This window comes from Citrobacter sp. CK206 (assembly GCF_030333125.1).
Taxonomy (GTDB): Bacteria; Pseudomonadota; Gammaproteobacteria; order Enterobacterales; family Enterobacteriaceae; genus Citrobacter_B; species Citrobacter_B koseri.
In genome coordinates this window covers 810,500-831,329 of the sequence record NZ_JAOWGM010000030.1, presented here as the reverse complement: position 1 = coordinate 831,329, position 20,830 = coordinate 810,500, and the positions used below count along the sequence as shown (strand labels likewise).

The 20,830-nt window shown below is 52.0% G+C and carries 17 protein-coding genes and 1 pseudogene; 9 read left to right on the top strand and 9 right to left on the bottom strand.

Translation table 11 applies throughout. The annotated features are described in order from the left end of the window. The 4 genes and pseudogenes from OGX81_RS21085 to OGX81_RS21070 all read right to left on the bottom strand — a co-directional run. On the bottom strand, positions 1 to 614 hold a 614-nt coding region (locus OGX81_RS21085; RefSeq protein WP_104868689.1), incomplete at its 3' end, for a dimethylsulfoxide reductase iron-sulfur subunit DmsB. Positions 615 to 624: 10 nt separating this feature from the next. Next, positions 625 to 3,060, bottom strand: coding sequence for a selenate/tellurate reductase subunit YnfF (ynfF, locus tag OGX81_RS21080; RefSeq protein ID WP_104868688.1), 2,436 nt, complete (start codon positions 3,058 to 3,060; stop codon positions 625 to 627). A 142-nt stretch (positions 3,061 to 3,202) separates the two neighbouring features. Beyond that, positions 3,203 to 5,641 (bottom strand): annotated as a pseudogene (ynfE, locus tag OGX81_RS21075) (selenate/tellurate reductase subunit YnfE). Positions 5,642 to 5,812: 171 nt separating this feature from the next. Continuing rightward, entirely contained in the window at positions 5,813 to 6,121 is a 309-nt protein-coding gene (locus tag OGX81_RS21070; protein WP_104868686.1) for a DUF1161 domain-containing protein, read from the bottom strand. 103 nt (positions 6,122 to 6,224) lie between these two features. On the opposite strand from OGX81_RS21070, the gene OGX81_RS21065 reads away from it, so the two are divergent. After that, positions 6,225 to 6,959 carry a YnfC family lipoprotein gene (locus OGX81_RS21065; RefSeq protein ID WP_024130347.1) on the top strand — a complete coding sequence of 245 codons (735 nt, stop codon included), beginning with the start codon at positions 6,225 to 6,227 and terminating at the stop codon, positions 6,957 to 6,959. A 4-nt stretch (positions 6,960 to 6,963) separates the two neighbouring features. Here OGX81_RS21065 and speG read toward each other — a convergent pair whose 3' ends face one another. Then, a complete protein-coding gene (gene speG, locus OGX81_RS21060; protein WP_049011020.1) occupies positions 6,964 to 7,524 on the bottom strand; it encodes a spermidine N1-acetyltransferase in 561 nt (186 codons plus the stop codon). 34 nt (positions 7,525 to 7,558) lie between these two features. After that, complete coding sequence (locus OGX81_RS21055; protein ID WP_012132450.1) at positions 7,559 to 7,900, bottom strand: DUF1283 family protein; 342 nt, start codon at positions 7,898 to 7,900, stop codon at positions 7,559 to 7,561. Between the two features lie 145 nt (positions 7,901 to 8,045). On the opposite strand from OGX81_RS21055, the gene OGX81_RS21050 reads away from it, so the two are divergent. The 5 genes from OGX81_RS21050 to OGX81_RS21030 all read left to right on the top strand — a co-directional run bounded on the left by OGX81_RS21050 (position 8,046) and on the right by OGX81_RS21030 (position 13,810). Beyond that, positions 8,046 to 8,372: a YnfA family protein gene (locus OGX81_RS21050; RefSeq protein WP_024130346.1), complete on the top strand. Its 327-nt coding sequence runs from the start codon at positions 8,046 to 8,048 to the stop codon at positions 8,370 to 8,372. A 109-nt stretch (positions 8,373 to 8,481) separates the two neighbouring features. Next, entirely contained in the window at positions 8,482 to 9,696 is a 1,215-nt protein-coding gene (rspA, locus tag OGX81_RS21045) for a starvation-sensing protein RspA (protein WP_012132448.1), read from the top strand. A 13-nt stretch (positions 9,697 to 9,709) separates the two neighbouring features. Then, positions 9,710 to 10,729 (top strand): Zn-dependent oxidoreductase, encoded by a 1,020-nt coding sequence (locus OGX81_RS21040; protein WP_104868685.1) that lies wholly within the window; start codon positions 9,710 to 9,712, stop codon positions 10,727 to 10,729. A 53-nt stretch (positions 10,730 to 10,782) separates the two neighbouring features. After that, on the top strand, positions 10,783 to 12,162 hold the full coding sequence (locus tag OGX81_RS21035) for an MFS transporter (protein WP_012132446.1): 1,380 nt from the start codon (positions 10,783 to 10,785) through the stop codon (positions 12,160 to 12,162). 175 nt (positions 12,163 to 12,337) lie between these two features. Continuing rightward, complete coding sequence (locus OGX81_RS21030) at positions 12,338 to 13,810, top strand: mannitol dehydrogenase family protein (protein WP_104868684.1); 1,473 nt, start codon at positions 12,338 to 12,340, stop codon at positions 13,808 to 13,810. A 107-nt stretch (positions 13,811 to 13,917) separates the two neighbouring features. Here the strand turns inward: OGX81_RS21030 and OGX81_RS21025 are convergent, their stop codons facing one another. Further along, positions 13,918 to 14,604 (bottom strand): GntR family transcriptional regulator, encoded by a 687-nt coding sequence (locus OGX81_RS21025; protein WP_012132443.1) that lies wholly within the window; start codon positions 14,602 to 14,604, stop codon positions 13,918 to 13,920. 87 nt (positions 14,605 to 14,691) lie between these two features. Further along, positions 14,692 to 15,438: a bifunctional NADP-dependent 3-hydroxy acid dehydrogenase/3-hydroxypropionate dehydrogenase YdfG gene (gene ydfG, locus OGX81_RS21020; RefSeq protein WP_024130344.1), complete on the bottom strand. Its 747-nt coding sequence runs from the start codon at positions 15,436 to 15,438 to the stop codon at positions 14,692 to 14,694. 137 nt (positions 15,439 to 15,575) lie between these two features. Here ydfG and dcp point away from each other — a divergent pair, with 137 nt between their 5' ends. The 3 genes from dcp (at position 15,576) to OGX81_RS21005 (ending at position 20,073) form a co-directional block, all read left to right on the top strand. Further along, the gene (dcp, locus tag OGX81_RS21015; protein WP_104868683.1) at positions 15,576 to 17,621 is read left to right on the top strand and encodes a peptidyl-dipeptidase Dcp; all 2,046 of its coding nucleotides are present in this window, start codon (positions 15,576 to 15,578) and stop codon (positions 17,619 to 17,621) included. Positions 17,622 to 17,821: 200 nt separating this feature from the next. Beyond that, positions 17,822 to 19,000: a serine hydrolase domain-containing protein gene (locus OGX81_RS21010; protein WP_012132439.1), complete on the top strand. Its 1,179-nt coding sequence runs from the start codon at positions 17,822 to 17,824 to the stop codon at positions 18,998 to 19,000. Positions 19,001 to 19,182: 182 nt separating this feature from the next. Next, positions 19,183 to 20,073, top strand: a complete 891-nt coding sequence (locus OGX81_RS21005) for a diguanylate cyclase (RefSeq protein WP_024130343.1) — start codon at positions 19,183 to 19,185, stop codon at positions 20,071 to 20,073. Positions 20,074 to 20,405: 332 nt separating this feature from the next. Here OGX81_RS21005 and mgtS read toward each other — a convergent pair whose 3' ends face one another. Next, positions 20,406 to 20,501 (bottom strand): protein MgtS, encoded by a 96-nt coding sequence (gene mgtS, locus OGX81_RS21000; protein WP_000901362.1) that lies wholly within the window; start codon positions 20,499 to 20,501, stop codon positions 20,406 to 20,408. Between the last annotated feature and the right edge of the window lie 329 nt (positions 20,502 to 20,830).

Sequence of the window (20,830 nt, the reverse complement as noted above, 5' to 3'; positions counted from 1 at the left end):
ACCTCCTTCGGATTTGCCAGATAACCCGTGGTATCCCCGGTCGGGCGGCTGTTGGCGTTGGGTTTAATCACAATGTTCGGTCTGGTGAAGTGCGTGCCCGGCAGCGGCGCAACGGCCGCCAGCGTGCCATGTTTCTTCCGCAGCTCTTCTATCGGGCCAAAGTCCAGCGCGCGCAGCGGGCAGGACTCGACGCAGATCGGCTTTTTGCCGTCGGCAACGCGGTCATGACAACCGTCGCATTTGGTCATGTGGCCTTTGGCGGCGTTATACTGCGGCGCACCGTACGGGCAGGCCATATGGCAGTAGCGACAGCCGATGCAGACGTCCTCATCCACCACCACAAAGCCGTCCTCGCGTTTGTGCATCGCGCCGCTCGGGCACACTTTCGTGCAGGCCGGGTCTTCGCAGTGGTTGCAGGAAATGGAAAGATAGTAGGCAAAGACATTCTGGTGCCAGACGCCGTTATCCTCCTGCCAGTCGCCGCCCGCATATTCATAGATGCGGCGGAAGCTGACGTCCGGGGTTAAATCTTTGTAGTCTTTGCAGGCCAGTTCGCAGGTTTTGCAACCGGTGCAACGACTGGAGTCAATAAAAAATCCATATTGGGTTGTCATCGGTTACTCCTTATACCTTCTCAACCTGAACGAGATTGCTGTGAGACGGGTTCCCCTTCGCCAGCGGAGAAGGACGATGTGATGTCAGAATGTTGATGGAACCGCCGTGATCGACCTGGTCGCCAAACATATCCGCCTTGAGCCAGGCGCCTTGCCCGATGGCGGTAACACCCGGCAAAATGCGCGGCGTGACTTTTGCCGGGATCAGCATCTGCCCGTTATTGTTAAATACGCGCACCGTGTCGCCCTGTTTGATGTTGCGCGCTTTCGCGTCAATGGGGTTAATCCAGATCTCTTGCGGGCACGCTTGCTGCAACACGTCAATATTGCCGTAGCTGGAGTGGGTGCGGGCTTTATAGTGGAAGCCGGTCAATTGCAGCGGATAGGTTATTCGGATGGGATCGTCCCAGCCATCAAACCCTGGCGCATAGGCGGGCAGCGGATGAACGATCTCATCGTTTTCCAGCTCCCAGGTGTCGGCGATGGTCGCCAGCCGCTCGGAGTAGATTTCAATCTTCCCTGATGGCGTTTTCAGCGGACTGGAGGCAGGATCTTCGCGGAATGCACGGAAGGCGACATAGTGTTCCTCCGGGCATTTTTTCTTGAAGATGCCGGTGGTTTTCATCTCTTCGTAGTCCGGCATTTCCGGGTTACGCACTTTGGTTTTGGCATGCAGGTATTTCACCCACTCGTGCTGGGTACGGCCTTCCGTAAATGTCTGGTAGACATCCGGGCCGAGGCGTCTGGCGATTTCGCTCAGCGTCCAGTAGATCGGCTTTCTTTCAAATTTTGGTGAGGTGGCCGGTTGCCCCAGGATGACATAACCCATGTTGCCTGCGGATTCGTGCGAAATAAGATCTTCCTGTTCCGTTGGCATCAGGTCCGGCAGCAGAATGTCGCAGTATTTGGCGGACGCCGTCATGAAGTGCTCAATCCCGACGATCATTTCGCACTTGCTGTCGTCCTGTAATACGTCATGGGTGTGGGCGATGTTGCCATGCTGGTTAATCAGCGTATTGCTGGCGTAGCACCACATAAATTTGATCGGGACATCAAGCTTATCTTTACCGCGCACGCCGTCGCGTGTGGCGGTCATTTCCGCGCCATGATCGATGGCGTCTGTCCAGGTAAAAACGGAGATCTGCGTTTTTACCGGGTTATCCAGCATAGAAAACCACTCTACGCCGAGGTCCCAGGTGCCTTCACGCACGCCGGAGTTGCCGCCGTTGATCCCGACGTTGCCGGTCAGGATAGAGAGCATGGCGATCGCGCGCGCAGTCTGTTCGCCATTGGAGTGACGCTGCGGCCCCCAGCCCTGACAGATATACGCCGGTTTTGCCGAGCCGATTTCCCGTGCCAGCTGGATGATTTTTTCCGCCGGGATACTGGTGATATGTGCGGCCCATTCCGGTGTTTTGGCAATACCGTCCGGGCCATCGCCCAGAATATAGGCTTTATAGTGCGCATTACGCGGCGCGCTGGCGGGTAAGGTCGTTTCGTCGTAACCGACGCAGTATTTATCGAGGAAAGGCTTGTCGATCAGATTTTCGGTGATGAGTACCCAGGCGATCCCCGCCGCCAGAGCGGCATCAGTACCGGGACGAATAGGGAGCCATTCATCTTCGCGACCCGCCGCCGTATCGTTATAACGCGGATCGATGACGATCATTCTGGCGTTGGAGCGTTCGCGAGCCTGTTCCACATAGTAGGTCACGCCGCCGCCGCTCATGCGCGTTTCTGCCGGGTTGTTGCCGAACATTACCACCAGTTTACTGTTGGCGATGTCATCTGGGCTGTTACCGTCATTCGTGCCGAACATATAACTCATTGCGGCGCTGATTTGTGCGGTACTGTAGCTGCCGTAACGGCTGAGATAACCGCCGCATGAGTTCATCAGACGATAAGGCACGTTGGAGTTCGTGATGTTCCCGCCATCCACGCCGGTGCCATACAGCACATGTACGGCTTCGTTGCCGTAGTCTTTCAGAATACGCTTCAGGTTGTCGCCAATGGTATCCAGCGCTTCATCCCAGCTGATACGTTCAAATTTGCCTTCGCCGCGTTTACCGACGCGTTTCATCGGGTATTTAAGGCGATCCGGGTGATTCATACGGCGACGGATTGAGCGTCCGCGCAGGCAGGCCCGCACCTGATGATTGCCGTAGACGTCATCGCCGGTGGTGTCGGACTCGACCCAGTACACCGCATCATCTTTCACATGCAGCCGTAGCAGACAGCGACTCCCGCAGTTGACGGTACAGGAACTCCAGACCGCTTTTTCTTCCACTGGCGCAGGCGAAAGGCCGTCAGCGGCGCGGGCGATTCGGGAGAAAGGAAGCGTGAAGGCGCTACTGGCGAGCGCGAGACCACTAATGGCGGATGTTTTCACCAGACTACGACGGCTGATAGTGGCCGTCATGAGCGCCTCAGGCGTGGTGATTTTCATAGTTACTCACTTTGCTTATTGATTAAAAAAAAGAAACGCGATTTATAAAATTTGTTTTTACAGGACGTTGGTTTGTTCACATGACCGATGGACGTGCGAACACATCCCCCGAAACGCCTGTAATCGTTTCAGGGGATGGGGGTTACACTTTCTCGATTTCGACCAGATTGGTGTGCTGCGGATTTCCTTTCGCCAGCGGAGAGGGGCGCTGCGTCGTTAACGTATTCATGCAGGCGCCATGATCGATGCGATCGCCTGACATATCGGCATCGTGCCAGGCGCCCTGGCCCATCGCGCTCACGCCGGGGAGAATGCGTGGCGTAACTTTCGCCGGAATGCGTACTTCGCCGCGATCGTTAAATACCCGCACCATATCCCCGTTGGCGATACCGCGTTTTTGCGCATCCACGGGGTTAATCCAGACTTCCTGACGGCAGGCGGATTTGAGAACATCAATGTTGCCATAAGAGGAGTGCGTGCGTGATTTATAATGAAAACCAAAGAGTTGCAGTGGGAATACGCTGCGCTTAGGATCGTCCCATCCTTCGAACGTTGAAGCATAAATGGGAAGCGGGCTGATGACGTCGTCTTTTTCCAGCTCCCAGGTTTGGGCGATTTTAGCCAGGCGGCTGGAGTAAATTTCTATCTTGCCGGACGGCGTTTTCAGCGGGTTTGCCTGTGGGTCTTCACGGAATTTTTTATAGGCCACGAAATGGCCGTTGGGATCTTTACGCTTGTAGATCCCCATTTTTTTCAGCTCGTCATAGCCCGGTAACTCTGGGTCTTTAGCCAGCATTTTGGCGTACAGATATTGCAGCCACTGTTCCTGGGTTCGCCCCTCGGTAAACCTCTGGTGCACGTCCGGGCCCAGCCGCTTCGCGACTTCGCTCATTATCCAGTAAATGGGCTTACGCTCGAATTTAGGGGCGGTCGCGGGCTGGATGAAGATTAAATAACCCATATTGCCCGCGTAGTCGTTAGGAATGATGTCTTCCTGTTCGACCGTCATCAGGTCCGGCAACAGAATATCGGCGTATTTCGCGGAAGAGGTCATAAAGTTGTCGATGACCACGATCATTTCGCACTTCGATTCGTCTTGCAGGATCGCGTGTGTTTTATTGATATCCGAATGCTGGTTGGTGATGGTATTGCCCGCGTAATTCCAGATGAACTTGATCGGCACATCCAGCTTTTCTTTACCGCGCACGCCGTCGCGCAGGGCGGTCATTTCCGGGCCGCGGGCAATGGCGTCCGTCCAGGTAAACACGGAGATCTGCGTTTTTACCGGGTTTTCCGGTAACGGCATGCGCTCAATGGTGATGGTGTAGGTGGATTCGCGCGCGCCGCTGTTCCCGCCGTGAATACCGACATTGCCCGTCAGAATCGGCAGCATCGCAATCGCGCGTGCGGTGAGTTCACCGTTCGCCTGACGCTGCGGGCCCCATCCCTGACAAATACAGGCCGGTTTAGCCGCGCCAATCTCTCTGGCGAGCTTAATGATGCGATCCGCCGGAATACCGGTAATGCGCGACGCCCACTCAGGCGTTTTAGCCGTGCCGTCTTCGCCCTGGCCCAGAATATAGGCTTTATAGTGGCCATTCGCTGGCGCATCGGCCGGTAGCGTTTTTTCGTCGTAACCCACGCAGTAGTTATCGAGGAAAGGCTGGTCAACAAGATCTTCGGTGATGAGCACCCAGGCCAGTCCGGCGACCAGCGCGGCATCGGTGCCGGGACGAATAGGTATCCATTCGTCTTCACGTCCTGCCGCGGTATCGGTATAGCGTGGATCGATAACGATCATGCGCGCATTTGAACGTTCCCTGGCCTGTTCCAGGAACCAGGTAATTCCGCCGCCGCTCATACGGGTTTCTGCCGGGTTATTACCGAACATCACCACCAGTTTGGTGTTTTCGATATCGGAGGTGCTGTTACCCTCGTTCGAACCATAGGTGTAGGGCATGGCCGCCGCGATTTGCGCGGTGCTGTAGGTGCCATAGTGGCTAAGAAAACCGCCGTAACAGTTCATCAGGCGGGCCACCAGAGAGGCGTAAGGCGAGGAGCGGGTGATGTTGCCGCCGACGATACCGGAGGTGTAGTTAATGTACACCGCCTCGTTACCGTATTTATCGACTGTGTTTTTCAGGCTGTTGCTGATGGTATCCAGCGCTTCTTCCCAACTGATGCGCTCAAATTTTCCTTCGCCGCGTTTGCCTGTGCGTTTCATCGGGTAGTTGAGGCGATCAGGATGGTTAATTCGCCGACGGATTGAACGTCCGCGCAGGCAGGCGCGCACCTAGTGATTGCCATAGACATCTTCGCCGGTGTTATCGGTTTCCACCCACCAGACTTCATCATCTTTGACGTGGAGACGCAGGGCGCAGCGGCTACCGCAGTTGACCGAACATGCTCCCCAGACCACTTTGTCTTTAGCGGGCTGGATTGCCTGCTGCACGGCAGCCGCAGCGGTACGCATCCCGAAAGGCAAGGAGACCCCTCCGGCAGCGAGCGCCAGCGATCCTATCGCGGTGGATTTCACTAACGTCCTGCGGCTGATGCCTCCCTGTTGTTCAACATCGGACATAATTCACTCCATTATAGTTATCGTTATATAATTATGTTTATAACGAAATTAATAGGATACTAATGAAAGAGTGATTTTAACCCCTTATAGGTAGGGGTTATTAATCCATGTCAAAATTGAGGGAATCTTTCTAAGAGGGAGTAAGAGCCTGGTATATCAGGCTCTTATCTGTTACTGAGGTTCGACAGCATGCCCGTCCTGAGAAGGACTGGCACTGGCAGGAGCGTTTCCGCTGCTGGTGCGGGTATACAAAATTTTATGGGTATCGTTTGCACAGTGGCCTACGACCTGGGAATCGGGCTGATCCGCCTGGTCATTAGGAACAATAGTTAACGTAAAACTGGACTCCGCCACACCATTGTTAATGATGCGCTGTTCGATGTCGCTTTTGACTCTTTCACATGACTCCGGCGCCGCCAGTACCTGCGGGGAGGCGACGATGAGCAGACACGCTGCAATTCCTGCTGAGATTTTCATCATTCACTCCTTTTATGAACACGATAATGAAAGCTTAGCATTTCTAGTGTAAACAACTGTATTTGCTAATATGATTGAGAATCATCTCCTTATCCTGGTGAATAACGTGAAGAAACAGACCCTGGTGAGCTTTCTGTGTGTGCTGCTTGTTGGATGTGATAACGCCACTGTTCTGGTCTCCTTTACCCCGGAAATGGCCAGCTTTTCCAATGAGTTCGATTTTGATCCGTTGCGCGGCCCGGTTAAAGATTTCAGCCAGACGTTGATGAACGACAAAGGGGAAGTGACGAAGCGCATCAGCGGAACGCTTTCGCAGGAAGGCTGCTTTGATACGCTGGAACTGCACGATCTGGAAAACAATACCGGGTTGGCGTTGGTACTGGATGCAAACTACTACCGCGATGCCGAGACGATGGAGAAAAGAGTGCGCTTGCAGGGGAAATGCCAGTTGGCGGAGTTGCCCTCGGCAGGCGTGGTCTGGGATACGGACGATAACGGTTTTGTTGTTTCCGCAACGGGAAGAGAGACGAAGGTACAATACCGCTATGATGCGGAAGGGTATCCGTTGGGTAAGACCACCATCAGTAAAGACAAAACGTTATCTATTGATGCAAAACCGTCGGCGGACCCGCTTAAAAAGCTCGACTATACGGCGGTCAGCCTGCTGAACGATCGCCCGTTAGGCAATGTGAAGCAGACGTGTGAATATGATAATTACGCCAATCCGATCAACTGCCAGCTTGTGATCGTTGATGAAAGCGTCGAACCCGCCGTTGCGCGGAGCTATACCATTAAAAATACGATTGATTATTACCCGGCTGCGTCTGACACAGCCGGGTAGCGGCTTACTGTGCGGTAGGCTTCAGCAGGCTTGAGCCTGGCGTTTTGTGATCGTTCAGATATTGCTGCTGGAAAATGCACATACGAATGGTGTTGCGGTATTGGCCATTGATAAAGAACTCATGAATCAGTTCACCTTCAACCATAAAACCTAACTTACGGTAAATGTGAATGGCTTTTTCGTTTTCTTTATCAACGATCAGATACAGCTTATAAAGGTTGAGTACGGTGAATCCGTAGTCCATCGCCAGCTTCGCTGCGCGCGAAGCCAGCCCTTTTCCCTGGTATTCCGGCGAGATGATGATTTGAAATTCAGCCCGGCGGTGAACGTGATTAATTTCTACCAGTTCGACCAGACCGGCTTTTTCGCCGTTGCACTCCACGACAAAGCGCCGTTCGCTCTGGTCATGAATGTGCTTATCATACAGGTCAGACAGCTCGACAAACGCTTCGTACGGCTCTTCAAACCAGTAACGCATTACGCTGGCGTTGTTATCAAGCTGGTGGACGAATCGTAAATCTTCGCGCTCCAGCGGGCGCAACTTAACACTGTTGGCGTGGGTCATTTTGTGTCCTTACCGTCTGTCGCTCAACGCACTGTTATGGCGCAACGGTACGGCCAGTACGACGATCCAGGCAACGCAGCGTATTCGGTTCCCAGTACGCGTTAAGGTTGGCGCTCTGCTCGCACTTGTCGCGGTTATCAAACGCGGCGTCGGCTTTGTCCCACTCTTTCTCCGTGCGCGTGTTCACTTTCTGGCGCAGGCTGCGGGTATCATTCCATTGTTCCTTTTCCATGGCTGCGTGTTGGCGGCTTTGCGCGCTGTCTCCAGATTCAATGATCAGTTTGCTGGTATTCGCGAATGCGGAGGTGGTATACACGACAGCACCCAGCGCAAGCATTGCCGTCAGGCACAGGCGTTTGCTAAGTGTATTGTTCATGGTTAATTCCTTTCATGATAGAGGGATAAAACTTGTTTAAATTCTACACCATTCCTGGCGCAGGGCATACCCATCCTGCGGGTATGGATACGAAGGCGCTATTCTGGCGTATCATGCTTAAACCTGACGTAACGCAATGATGATGATGCTAAAAACAACACTTCTTTTTTTCATGACCGCACTGTGCGAAATCGTGGGCTGTTTTCTGCCCTGGCTATGGTTGAAGCGGGGCGCAACGGCCTGGCTGCTGGTTCCGGCGGGAGTCTCACTGGCGTTATTCGTCTGGCTGCTGACGTTGCACCCGGCCGCCAGCGGCCGCGTCTATGCGGCTTATGGCGGGGTCTATGTCTGTACTGCGCTGTTATGGTTACGCTTTGTTGACGGCGTCAGACTCAGTCTTTATGACTGGTCAGGCGCACTGATCGCACTCTGTGGAATGCTGATTATCGTTGCCGGGTGGGGGCGCGCTTAAGCGCCTTATTTTGTGATCGATGAGCGATTTTTTGATCATTATACTTGTATGGTAGTAGTTCAGGTGTGTAAATTTCCTGCATCGCACAGAAGAGATGTAAGGAACAACAATGAAGATTGTAGGGGCTGAAGTTTTTGTCACATGTCCGGGACGTAACTTTGTCACGCTGAAAATCACCACCGAGGACGGTATCACCGGCCTGGGCGACGCTACCCTGAATGGCCGTGAGCTGTCGGTGGCATCCTATCTGAAAGATCACCTTTGCCCGCAGCTTATTGGCCGCGATGCGCACCGTATCGAAGATATCTGGCAGTTCTTTTATAAAGGCGCCTACTGGCGTCGCGGGCCGGTCACGATGTCTGCTATTTCTGCCGTTGACATGGCGCTGTGGGATATCAAAGCGAAAGCCGCCAACATGCCGCTGTATCAGTTGCTGGGCGGCGCATCCCGCGAAGGCGTGATGGTCTATTGCCACACGACGGGTCACACCATTGATGATGTGCTGGAAGATTATGCGCGTCACAAAGAGATGGGGTTTAAAGCGATTCGCGTACAGTGCGGCGTGCCGGGTATGAAAACCACCTACGGCATGTCTAAAGGCAAAGGTCTGGCCTACGAACCCGCTACGAAAGGCCAGTGGCCGGAAGAGCAACTCTGGTCAACCGAGAAATACCTCGATTTCACGCCGAAACTGTTTGACGCCGTACGTGCTGAATTTGGTTTTGAAGAGCATTTGCTTCACGACATGCACCACCGCCTGACGCCGATTGAAGCCGCTCGTTTTGGTAAGCGCGTTGAGGATTATCGTCTGTTCTGGATGGAGGACCCGACGCCTGCGGAAAACCAGGAATGCTTCCGTCTGATTCGTCAGCATACGGTGACGCCGATTGCCGTCGGGGAAGTGTTCAACAGCATCTGGGACTGCAAGCAGCTCATTGAAGAGCAACTGATTGACTATATCCGCACCACCATTACCCATGCCGGCGGCATTACGGGGATGCGCCGCATTGCGGATTTTGCCTCGCTTTACCAGGTGCGCACGGGGTCTCATGGGCCTTCTGATTTGTCGCCGGTTTGCATGGCCGCAGCGCTTCACTTTGATCTGTGGGTGCCTAACTTTGGCGTCCAGGAATACATGGGGTACTCCGAACAAATGCTTGATGTCTTCCCGCATAGCTGGACGTTCGATAACGGCTATATGCACCCAGGCGACAAGCCGGGTCTTGGTATTGAGTTTGATGAAAAACTGGCGGCGAAATATCCGTATGACCCTGCGTATTTGCCGGTCGCCCGTCTGGAAGATGGCACGTTGTGGAACTGGTAAGGAGTGATATGACATGAAAAGTATAGTGATTGAAAAACCTGACACGCTGGTTTTAGCGGAGCGTCCTATCCCTGAGCCTGCGGCCGGGGACGTTCGGGTTAAAGTGAAACTGGCGGGGATCTGCGGTTCTGATAGCCATATCTATCGTGGACATAATCCTTTTGCAAAGTATCCGCGTGTTATCGGGCATGAATTTTTTGGTGTGATTGACGCCGTGGGCGAAGGTGTTAGCCACGCCAGAGTGGGGGAACGCGTATCGGTCGATCCCGTCATCAGTTGCGGGCATTGCTATCCCTGTTCAATAGGCAAGCCCAATGTATGTACCTCGCTGGTTGTTCTGGGCGTACACCGCGACGGCGGATTTAGTGAATATGCGGTCGTTCCGGCGAAAAACGCGTTTACGATCCCGGATGCCATTGCTGATAAGCACGCGGTGATGGTTGAACCTTTCACCATTGCGGCGAACGTTACCGGGCAGGTTAATCCGACAGAGAACGATATTGCGCTGATTTATGGCGCAGGGCCGATGGGACTGACGACGGTTCAGGCGCTGAAGGGCGTTTATAACGTTAAAGAGGTGATTGTTGCCGATCGTATTGATGAACGACTGGAGATGGCGAAAGAAAACGGCGCCGACTGGGTTATCAATAATGGACAGCAATCTCTGCAAGATTTCCTGGACGAAAAAGGGTTAAAACCGACGCTGATCGTCGATGCGGCGTGTCATCCGTCTATTTTACAAGAAGCCATCTCGCTGGCGTCGCCCGCCGCGCGCATTGTACTGATGGGGTTCTCCAGCGATCCTTGCCAGATTGTGCAGCAGGGGATTACCGGCAAGGAGCTATCAATTTATTCGTCCCGTTTGAATGCGAATAAATTCCCGGTCGTTATTGGCTGGCTGGAAAAAGGTCTGATCGATCCCGATAAACTCGTCACGCATACGTTTAATTATCACCATGTCACTGACGCGATTGAATTGTTTGAGAAAGACCAACGGCACTGCTGCAAGGTTTTACTCACATTCTCTGAATAATATTAATAAATGCGAGAGAGTGGTACGCATCTTACCTCTTAGAGATTGCCAATATGACTCAACAAAAACATGAACGGTCAACAAAAGATTTAATCAGAGCCGCCGTATCCGGTTGGCTGGGAACCGCCCTTGAATTTATGGATTTCCAGTTATATTCTCTGGGCGCTGCATTAGTTTTCCATGAAATATTTTTCCCGGAACAGTCCGCCGCAATGGCGCTTATTCTGGCGATGGGAACCTATGGCGCAGGATATATCGCACGTATTGTCGGCGCGTTTATTTTCGGCAAAATGGGCGACAGTATTGGGCGTAAAAAGGTCTTGTTTATCACTATCACCATGATGGGGATTTGTACAACCCTCATTGGGGTTCTGCCGACCTATGCGCAAATTGGTATATTTGCGCCTGTTTTACTGGTGACGTTACGTATTGTTCAGGGGTTAGGCGCCGGGGCGGAGATCTCCGGGGCAGGAACGATGCTGGCTGAGTATGCGCCTAAAGGGAAACGCGGCATTATTTCCTCGCTTGTCGCAATGGGAACAAACTGCGGTACGCTGAGCGCAACGGCAATCTGGGCAGTGATGTTCTTTGCGCTTGACAGAGAACAGCTTCTGGCCTGGGGATGGCGTATCCCATTCCTGGCGAGCGTTGTTGTCATGATCTTCGCTATCTGGCTGCGTATGAACCTCAAAGAAAGCCCGGTATTTGAAAAGGTCAATGAAAGCGAAAATGCGCCAGCGTTAAATAACGCATCAGAAAACACATTGGGTGCCATGTTTAGCAGTAAATCCTTCTGGCTGGCAACCGGTTTACGTTTCGGTCAGGCGGGCAATTCTGGATTAATTCAGACATTCCTTGCAGGATATTTAGTGCAGACGTTATTATTCAATAAGGCGATTCCTACCGACGCGTTAATGATTAGCTCTGTCATTGGTTTTATTACTATTCCACTTTTGGGATGGTTATCTGATAAATATGGTCGCCGCCTGCCTTATATTTTATTGAATATATCTGCGATTATTCTTGCGTACCCGATGTTGTCTATCATCGTGGATAAAACCTATAGCCCCGGCGTGATTATGACCGCGCTTATTGTTATTCATAACTTTGCCGTGCTGGGTCTCTTCGCGCTGGAAAACATTACGATGGCCGAGATGTTTGGTTCGCGTAATCGCTTTACCCGGATGGCGATTTCAAAAGAAGCCGGTGGCTTAGTCGCCGTTGGATTTGGTCCTGTACTGGCAGGTATTTTCTGTAATATGACCGATTCCTGGTTGCCTATATTAGCGATGATCATTGCCTATTCTCTTATCGGCTTAATTTCAGCGATTTTGATGCCGGAAGTGAGAGATCGCGATCTGAGCGTGCTGGAGGATGCAGCGGACCTAAAGGCGGCAAGTAGCGTTCAGGGTTCGGCAACGCAGGTAGGGTAACGTCGCACAGGGCATGACCGGAATGGACAGGGAATGTTGAATTTCGGTCATGTTGTCACATAACTTTAAAATGATGTCATACCAATTGCAAAAAGCTTAATTCAAATCAAATCATACAACCCTACAGGCGTTACTCTGAGACAGTCCTGAATTCATTCATACAATAGGTCATACCATGCAAAACAAGCTCTTAACGGCTAAGGCTTCGCTTCCTCATTACGATCGCGCCAGACTGGTTCCTCGCATTGTGCATTTGGGCTTTGGCGCATTCCATCGCGCGCATCAGGGTGTCTACGCGGATATCCTCGCGGCGGAACACAACAGCGACTGGGGATACTGTGAAGTCAACCTGATTGGCGGCGAGCAGCAGATTGCCGACCTGAAACAGCAAGACAACCTGTATACCGTGGCGGAAATGTCAGCGGATGCCTGGACCGCAAGGGTTGTTGGGGTGGTAAAAAACGCGCTGCACGCGCAGGTTGACGGTCTGGAAACCGTCCTGGCCGCCATGTGCGAGCCGCAGGTGGCGATTGTTTCCCTGACGATTACAGAAAAAGGGTACTGCCACTCTCCGGCGACTGGTCAGTTGATGCTGGATCACCCGATGATCGCCGCCGATCTGCAAAACCCGCAGCAGCCGAAATCCGCGCCTGGCGTGGTGGTGGAAGCGCTGGCGCGTCGTAAAGCGGCTGGCCTGGCGCCATTTACCGTGATGTCCTGCGATAACATGCCTGAAAATGGACACGTCATGCGCAATGTGGTTACTGCCTATGCCCGTGCGGTAGATGCAGAGCTGGCCGCGTGGATTGAGCAACATGTGACGTTCCCGTCCACGATGGTTGATCGTATTGTACCGGCGGTGACGGCTGACACGCTGGATAAGATCGAACAGTTAACCGGCGTACGCGACCCTGCGGGTGTGGCGTGTGAACCGTTCCGTCAGTGGGTGATTGAGGATAATTTTGTCGCGGGTCGCCCTGAATGGGAAAAAGCGGGCGCTGAACTGGTGGCAGATGTTATCCCGTTCGAAGAGATGAAACTGCGTATGCTTAATGGCAGTCACTCATTCCTGGCGTACCTCGGGTATCTGGCGGGCTATCAGCACATTAATGACTGCATGGAAGATGAGAATTACCGCCTGGCCGCGCATGCGTTGATGTTGCAGGAACAGGCGCCGACGCTGAAAGTGAAGGGGGTGGATCTGAAGCGTTATGCCGATTTGCTGATCGCGCGCTACAGCAACCCGGCGTTGCGTCACCGTACCTGGCAAATTGCGATGGACGGTAGCCAGAAACTGCCGCAGCGTATGCTGGACTCCGTTCGCTGGCATATCGCGCATAACAGCCATTTCGACCTGCTGGCCTTAGGCGTGGCGGGCTGGATGCGTTACGTTGGCGGCGTTGATGAGCAAGGGAATCCGATTGAAATTAGCGATCCGCTGCTGCCGGTTATTCAGCAAGCGGTTCAGGGCAGTGAAGAAGGGGAAAGTCGCGTTCAGGCGCTGCTGGCCATTGATGCGATTTTTGGTAATGAATTGCCGCACGTTGAGCTGTTTACGAATAAGGTGAAAGAAGCGTATCTGTCGCTGCTTGCCAACGGTGCGAAAGCAACCGTTGCAAAATATGCGGCGAATATCGCATCAGCGTAATCTCTGCATGGTTGTAGGCCGGATAAGGCCTGCAACGTTCAACATCATTGACTATTGTAGGCCGGATAAGGCGGTTACGCCGCCATCCGGCTTGTTTGTCAGCGGGATTACTCTTCGCTGAACCAGTCGCTGTTTTCCTGGCGGATAAGCTGAACGGACTCGCCAATCTCCTGTAGATGCACAGTCATTGCGCGTTCCACCGCGTCGGCGTCATGCTTTTCCAGGGCGGCAAAAATATCATGATGCTGGCGCAGCAACATTTCAGGCGGCGACACATGATCCAGACTCATATAACGCACGCGGTCGATGGTGGCTTTAATATTTTCAACCGTATCCCACGCCAGCTGGCAATCGGCAATTAATGCCAGTTTCTGGTGAAATTCATCATCAAGCTGGAAGAAATCGTTGAGCTGCTTGCGGTCAATGGCGATCCGCTGCTGGTGAAGGTTCTGCTCCAGCTGATAGCACTGGCTGTCGGTGATCATCAACGCCGCGCGACGAACGACCGCACATTCAATGGCCTGTCGAACAAAGCACCCATTCTGCACCTGCGATAATGAAATCTTATTCACATAGCTGCCGCGCTGAGGGCGGATTTGAATCAAACCGTTTTCCGCCAGCTTAATAAACGCTTCACGTACAGGCTGGCGCGACACGTTAAAGCGCACGGAAACCTCTTTCTCGGAAAGCGGTGTGCCTGGCGCAATCAGACAGTGCACGATGTCACGTCGGAGAATGCGGTAAATTTGCTGATTTACAGGCTGCGTAGGATTGAGTTGGGTTTCGACGGTCATTCGTTCTTACTTTTTAGAGAGTTAACCAGAGTACTCTACCACTTTTTTGTCACTATCTATACCCGGCCCGCGGGCCGGGTATAAAAATTAACCCCGATGAACGCTCAGTCCGGCAAAAGACTGCGTAACCGGCATCATTTCCAGCGTATTAATGTTCACATGCGCAGGCAGATTAGCGACCCACCATACCGCTTCTGTGACATCATCCGGCGTGAGCGCGGTTGTGTTCTCGTAGGTTTTACCCGCTTTGTCGTCATCGCCTTTAAAGCGGACGTTAGAAAACTCCGTGCCGCCGACCAGACCGGGTTCAATATCGGTAACGCGTACTGCCGTACCGTGTAAATCCGTGCGCAGATTCAGACTGAACTGGCGCACAAACGCTTTGGTTGCGCCATATACGTTGCCACCCGCGTATGGCCAGCTACCTGCGGTAGAGCCAATATTGATGATGTGGCCGCGATTGCGCTCCACCATGCCTGGCAGAACCGCGCGGGTCATGTAAATAAGACCTTTGTTGTTCGTGTCGATCATGGTTTCCCAGTCTTCCACGCTGGCTTTATGCGCGGGTTCAAGCCCCAACGCCAGCCCGGCGTTGTTGACCAGCACATCAATGTTGCGCCACTCTGCGGGTAATGACGCCAGCATATCTTCAATGGATGCACGGTTACGCACATCTAAACGAGCGATAAACAGATTGTCGCCCAGCTCATCTTTCAGTTCTTGCAGGCGTTCCTGGCGACGGCCAGTGGCAATCACTTTGTGTCCATTCTCAATAAAACGACGTGTAATGCATTCGCCGAAACCTGCGGTCGCACCGGTGACTAAAACGATCATCTCACTGTTCCTCAACGCTTTTTGTGTTGTATTACCATAGCACGCCATCTCTGTTCAGGGGTAATCCTCGTTAATGGGATTGCGGTCATTTCAAGGGAGACCTACTCTAATGAACAAATCGTTTGCAGGAGTGAAAAATGTCGTTAACGAATCCATTCTTTAGCCAGAGCGTATTGCCTTACCAGGCCCCGCGTTTTGATCTGATTGAAGACCGCCATTACCGCCCGGCGTTTGACGAAGGGATGCGGCAAAAGCGCGCTGAAATTGATGCGATTGTCCAAAACCCGCAAGCGCCTGATTTTGAGAACACGTATCTGGCGCTGGAGCAAAGCGGCGCCTTGCTCACCCGTGTGACAAGCGTGTTTTTCGCCATGACAGCGGCGCATACCAATGACGAATTACAGCGCCTTGATGAAGCCTTTTCCGCTGAACTGGCGGCGTTGGCAAATGATATTTATCTCAACAGTACGCTCTTTGCGCGTGTGGATGCGGTCTGGCGACAGCGGGAGACGCTGGCGCTGGATGCCGAGTCGTTGCGTCTTGTGGAGGTTATCCACCAGCGTTTTGTACTTTCCGGCGCGCAGCTTGGCGATGACGATAAAGCGCAGCTCAGGAGCCTGAACACCGAATCCGCCACGCTGACCAGCCAGTTTAATCAGCGGCTGTTGGCGGCGAATAAATCCGGTGGGATGGTGGTTGATTATCGCCATCAACTGGACGGATTGAGTCAGGAGGAGGTCGCTCTTGCCGCTGATGCAGCCAGGGAAAAAGGGCTGGCGGATCGCTGGCTTATTCCGCTTCTCAATACCACACAACAACCTACACTGGCCGTTTTACGCGATCGCCAGACCCGTGAAAATCTGTTCAACGCCGCATGGACTCGTGCGGAAAAGAACGACGCCAACGACACGCGTGCGATTGTTCAGCATCTGGTGGACATCCGTACCCGGCAGGCAACATTACTCGGGTTTGCCAGTTATGCCGCCTGGAAAACCGCCGATCAGATGGCGAAAACGCCTGACGCGGCGCTCGCTTTTATGCGCGCCATTGTTCCGGCCGCGCGTCAGCGCGCGCTGGATGAGCAGGCTGAGATCCAGAAAGTGATCGATGATGAGCAGGGAGGATTCACGACCCAGGCGTGGGACTGGGCGTACTATGCTGAGCAGGTACGCCGTGGAAAATACGCGCTGGATGAAGCGCAGCTCAAACCTTACTTTGCGTTAGATACGGTACTGAACGACGGCGTGTTCTGGACGGCAAACCAGCTGTTCGGCATTAAGTTTATCGAGCGCTTTGATATCCCGGTTTACCATCCTGATGTGCGCGTCTGGGAAATTTTCGATCATGATGGCGTCGGCCTGGCGTTGTTTTATGGTGATTTCTTTGCCCGCGAGTCAAAAAGCGGCGGCGCATGGATGGGCAATTTTATTGAACAATCCACGCTTAACGAAACCAGACCGGTTATCTACAACGTCTGTAATTACCAGAAGCCAGCGGCAGGGCAGCCCGCATTGCTGCTTTGGGATGATGTGATCACCTTGTTCCATGAATTTGGTCATACGCTGCACGGCCTGTTTGCGACACAGCGCTATGCGACGCTGTCGGGGACGAACACCCCGCGCGATTTTGTCGAATTTCCTTCGCAGATTAATGAGCACTGGGCGAGTCATCCGCAGGTGTTCGAACGCTATGCGCGCCACGTCGGGACGGGTGAAAAAATGCCTGAAGCGTTGCAGGAAAAAATGCGGCGGGCAAGCCTGTTTAACAAAGGCTATGACATGACGGAACTGCTCAGCGCCGCATTGCTGGATATGCGCTGGCACAGTCTTGAAACCTTTTCGGCATCGCAGTCGGTCGATCTCTTTGAACAGCAGGCGCTGGCGGCGGAAGAACTCGATCTTCCGGCAGTGCCGCCGCGCTACCGGAGCAGCTATTTCGCCCATATCTTCGGTGGCGGGTATGCGGCAGGTTATTACGCCTATTTGTGGACGCAAATGCTGGCGGACGACGGCTACCAGTGGTTTGTTGAACAGGGAGGGTTAACGCGTGAGAACGGACAGCGTTTCCGTGATGCCATCTTGTCACGCGGCAACAGTACGGATCTGGAACGTCTCTACCCGGCGTGGCGGGGTCATGAACCGCGTATCGTGCCCATGTTAAAACACCGGGGTTTAGACCGCTAAGCGCAAGGGCGCTGCCTGAATGTTTATCAGGCAACGCTCTGATTTTTTGTCAATATTAAGTAAGCTGCCGGGATACTGGTGTACAATGCGGGCTTCTTTTTATCCGGGGCCCCTGTTTTCATGTGTTCGTATTCTCTTCCGCTTTTCTCTTTGTTTGAGAAAAACCCTGTTGTGTCTGTGAATCAGAACTGATGCGAACAATGAAAATTAAACACCAGATGCTCTGCGTATCCTTATTTGCGCTCATCGGGTGTGGCAACAGCACGCTTTCACAGCTGGATATGCCTGCGCAAAAAAGCGCGCAAGTTGTGGTGGGATACTACGGACGCGGTATTGATCCGATGATTCGGCAATATATGCGGGAAAAAGAGGTGACTGGCGTCGTTGTTGCTGTTATTCAGAATAATGGCCCGGCAGAATTTCACAGTTACGGGATAACCGATGATAAAAATCGTTATCCCATCACGCCAGATACGCTGTTCGCTTTAGGCTCGCTGAGTAAAGGCGTGACGGCAGAAGTGACGACGATGCTGGTGGATGAAGGGGTGTTTAACTGGACGGATACACTGGAAACGTTGCTTCCACAGAATACGCCTTTAAGCCCTGACGCTAAAAATATTACGCTCCTCCAGTTGGTGACTCACACTTCCGGTTTACCCCGGCAGCCTATGGATTTGCTGACGCTGGAAAACTTAATGCGCTATTTCAGTAACGGCGAGAACTTTTATACGCAGCTGGACAGCGACGCCGTGCTGGGTTATCTCAGTGATTTTACTGCGCCGGACGCGCGCGTTCCGCAGTATTCCAACATCGGCTACGCCATCCTGGGGTATATTTTGCAGCGCAGAACGGGAGAGCCGATCCAGGCGCTGGCGCAACGCATGATATTTGAACCGCTGGCGATGACAAACAGCAGTTATACGCCCACCTTATTGAAGGCATACCCGCGAAGAGCGCTGGGCCATGCTGGCGATCAGCCTAAGCTCATTACCCGTGGCCATCTGACGCCAGATTGGGTTTTTAACAAAAATATGATGGGGGCGGCCAGTTTATACAGTAGCGCCCGCGATCTGGCTAATTATGCCCGCGCGCATTTTACATCCACAACCGTTTCGGCTATCGATCAGGCTTTTGCTGAAGCCACACAGACTTATTATTATCGACAGAAAGAAGCAGCGAATATTGCGTGGGTGAGTGATGAGTTTTCTGCGCAAAAGATCACCTATCAGGTCGGATATATTGGTGGGTATTCCAGCTATATTGGGTTTGATAAAAGAAATCGCAACGCGGTAGTGGTTTTGCAAAATAGTTTCAACTGGAGTAATTATATCGGTCAGACGATCCTGACTCGCCTGGCGCAGCAGGGGAAGGGCGATTAAAGATGTTAAGTGCATTGCAAATATTCCAGGATTATTCACTTTTTTCCTTTATTACTACTTTAAAATCATAGCGTTATAGATTCTCCATTTCCTGGCTCGGCCTTCTATTAATAAATTGACATAAATTTGCTTTTGTACCGCTAGACTACGGTACATCAAGGATGTATGCCCAAGGAGTGGCAATGATTAAAAAAACGATAGAAATCGATACCATCTTGTTAGATCTGAACCAGTCTATTGATGCCCACTATCAGTGGCTGGTGAAAATGTTTCGTTGCACAGTGTCTGGCGATGTCAATCAACCCGATATTTTCGATATCAACTCTCACTGTCTGTGTCAGTTCAGCCAATGGCTAAATAATCATCCGGTACACGAACCTGAAGAAAAGGGCTTTGTTATCAAGATTATTATTGCTCATGAACACATGCATACACGAGGTCGGGAATTACTGCGGGCGATCGCGGAAAAACGTTCAGAAGATCACCATTTTGACCGTTTTCAGGAAGCGTTATTAGCATTTACCTCGGCGGTGATGGACTACAAAATATATCTGCTCAATATTCGCAGTAATATGGATATATTAACCGGATTACCCGGGCGCAGAGTCCTTGATGAATCTTTCGATCGTCAGCTTATTGATGCACAACCGCTTAATTTATATTTGCTGCTTTTTGATATTGACCGCTTTAAATTGGTCAATGACAACTATGGTCATCTGGTCGGTGATAGCGTGTTGCGCACCCTGGCGTCGAATTTATCCGTCTGGACGCGTTACGATGAAACGCCTTACCGCTATGGCGGGGAGGAGTTTGTGATTATCATCCGTACAAAAACGGATGAACAGGCCTGTCGGGCAGGGTTACGTATCTGCCAGCTAGTGGCGGATAATCCGATTAACTACCCTGACGGAGAACTTTCGATAACGGTAACTGCGGGCATTACCCAGGCGCAGCAGGGAGAACCGCTGGATGTCGTCATCGGACGCGCAGACAGGGCAATGTACCGTGGTAAACAAACCGGAAGGAATCGCTGCATGTTTATGGACAAAGATCAGCAAATCACGCGTGTGTAACATGAGCCGAACGACACGCTCTTTACATAACCGGTTATTCACTGACATAAGTGTGCAAAGGGATGGAAGCGCGAAACGTTTTGCTGGTTTAGTTCTATGTTGTTTAACCTTCATTGATATTGTCTGTGTCAGGATGGTAAACGATCCGTTATCTGCGCAGGGAATTGCCTGATAACGCATAAGGTAAAAACACAAATCTATCCATGCAAGCATTCACCGCTGGTTTATCCGGCGGTTTTTTTTGTCTGTCTGTCTGCCGGGCGGGTAAAAAAATGGCCCCTTGTGCAGTTACGCTACAAGGGGCCTTGTCGGTGAGGAGCTATCTCCGTTCATTAATCATCCCATTTATGGCTGAAATACGCGGCCAGAAAACCAGAAAATAAAATAATTCCCAGAACGGCCATGAAAATGTTCATATTACCCAGCATATAATGCCTCCTTTTATTTGTGTGTTTCCTCTCTTACCTTAATTCACCTCATGAGCACCCATAGTAGCAGATTAAATCTAAACAAATGCTGAATTAGGTGATTATTTCAACGTTAACGTCAGGATTTTTCCGGTACGGGATTTCAGACTATGAAAAAGCGTCACAAAACGATGAGGCAATGTGAATTTATTTCAAGGGTGATGAATTTTTCTCGGTTGTCAGTGAGCAGGTTGCATGTCATTTTTAGACGCATAGCCATCCAGAAGTCTAAACTTCAAATAATAAATTATCACGTCAGGCAACTAATGCCGGGTGAATGAGGAGATCAC

What these genes read in the sequence shown, in the direction of transcription:
- ynfF (WP_104868688.1), bottom strand. Translation starts at nt 3,060, where the DNA reads ATGAAAATCACCACGCCTGAGGCGCTCATGACGGCCACTATCAGCCGT.
- OGX81_RS21070 (WP_104868686.1), bottom strand. Translation starts at nt 6,121, where the DNA reads ATGATGAAAATCTCAGCAGGAATTGCAGCGTGTCTGCTCATCGTCGCC.
- speG (WP_049011020.1), bottom strand. Translation starts at nt 7,524, where the DNA reads ATGACCCACGCCAACAGTGTTAAGTTGCGCCCGCTGGAGCGCGAAGAT.
- OGX81_RS21055 (WP_012132450.1), bottom strand. Translation starts at nt 7,900, where the DNA reads ATGAACAATACACTTAGCAAACGCCTGTGCCTGACGGCAATGCTTGCG.
- OGX81_RS21050 (WP_024130346.1), top strand. Translation starts at nt 8,046, where the DNA reads ATGCTAAAAACAACACTTCTTTTTTTCATGACCGCACTGTGCGAAATC.
- rspA (WP_012132448.1), top strand. Translation starts at nt 8,482, where the DNA reads ATGAAGATTGTAGGGGCTGAAGTTTTTGTCACATGTCCGGGACGTAAC.
- OGX81_RS21040 (WP_104868685.1), top strand. Translation starts at nt 9,710, where the DNA reads ATGAAAAGTATAGTGATTGAAAAACCTGACACGCTGGTTTTAGCGGAG.
- OGX81_RS21035 (WP_012132446.1), top strand. Translation starts at nt 10,783, where the DNA reads ATGACTCAACAAAAACATGAACGGTCAACAAAAGATTTAATCAGAGCC.
- OGX81_RS21030 (WP_104868684.1), top strand. Translation starts at nt 12,338, where the DNA reads ATGCAAAACAAGCTCTTAACGGCTAAGGCTTCGCTTCCTCATTACGAT.
- OGX81_RS21025 (WP_012132443.1), bottom strand. Translation starts at nt 14,604, where the DNA reads ATGACCGTCGAAACCCAACTCAATCCTACGCAGCCTGTAAATCAGCAA.
- ydfG (WP_024130344.1), bottom strand. Translation starts at nt 15,438, where the DNA reads ATGATCGTTTTAGTCACCGGTGCGACCGCAGGTTTCGGCGAATGCATT.
- dcp (WP_104868683.1), top strand. Translation starts at nt 15,576, where the DNA reads ATGTCGTTAACGAATCCATTCTTTAGCCAGAGCGTATTGCCTTACCAG.
- OGX81_RS21010 (WP_012132439.1), top strand. Translation starts at nt 17,822, where the DNA reads ATGAAAATTAAACACCAGATGCTCTGCGTATCCTTATTTGCGCTCATC.
- OGX81_RS21005 (WP_024130343.1), top strand. Translation starts at nt 19,183, where the DNA reads ATGATTAAAAAAACGATAGAAATCGATACCATCTTGTTAGATCTGAAC.
- mgtS (WP_000901362.1), bottom strand. Translation starts at nt 20,501, where the DNA reads ATGCTGGGTAATATGAACATTTTCATGGCCGTTCTGGGAATTATTTTA.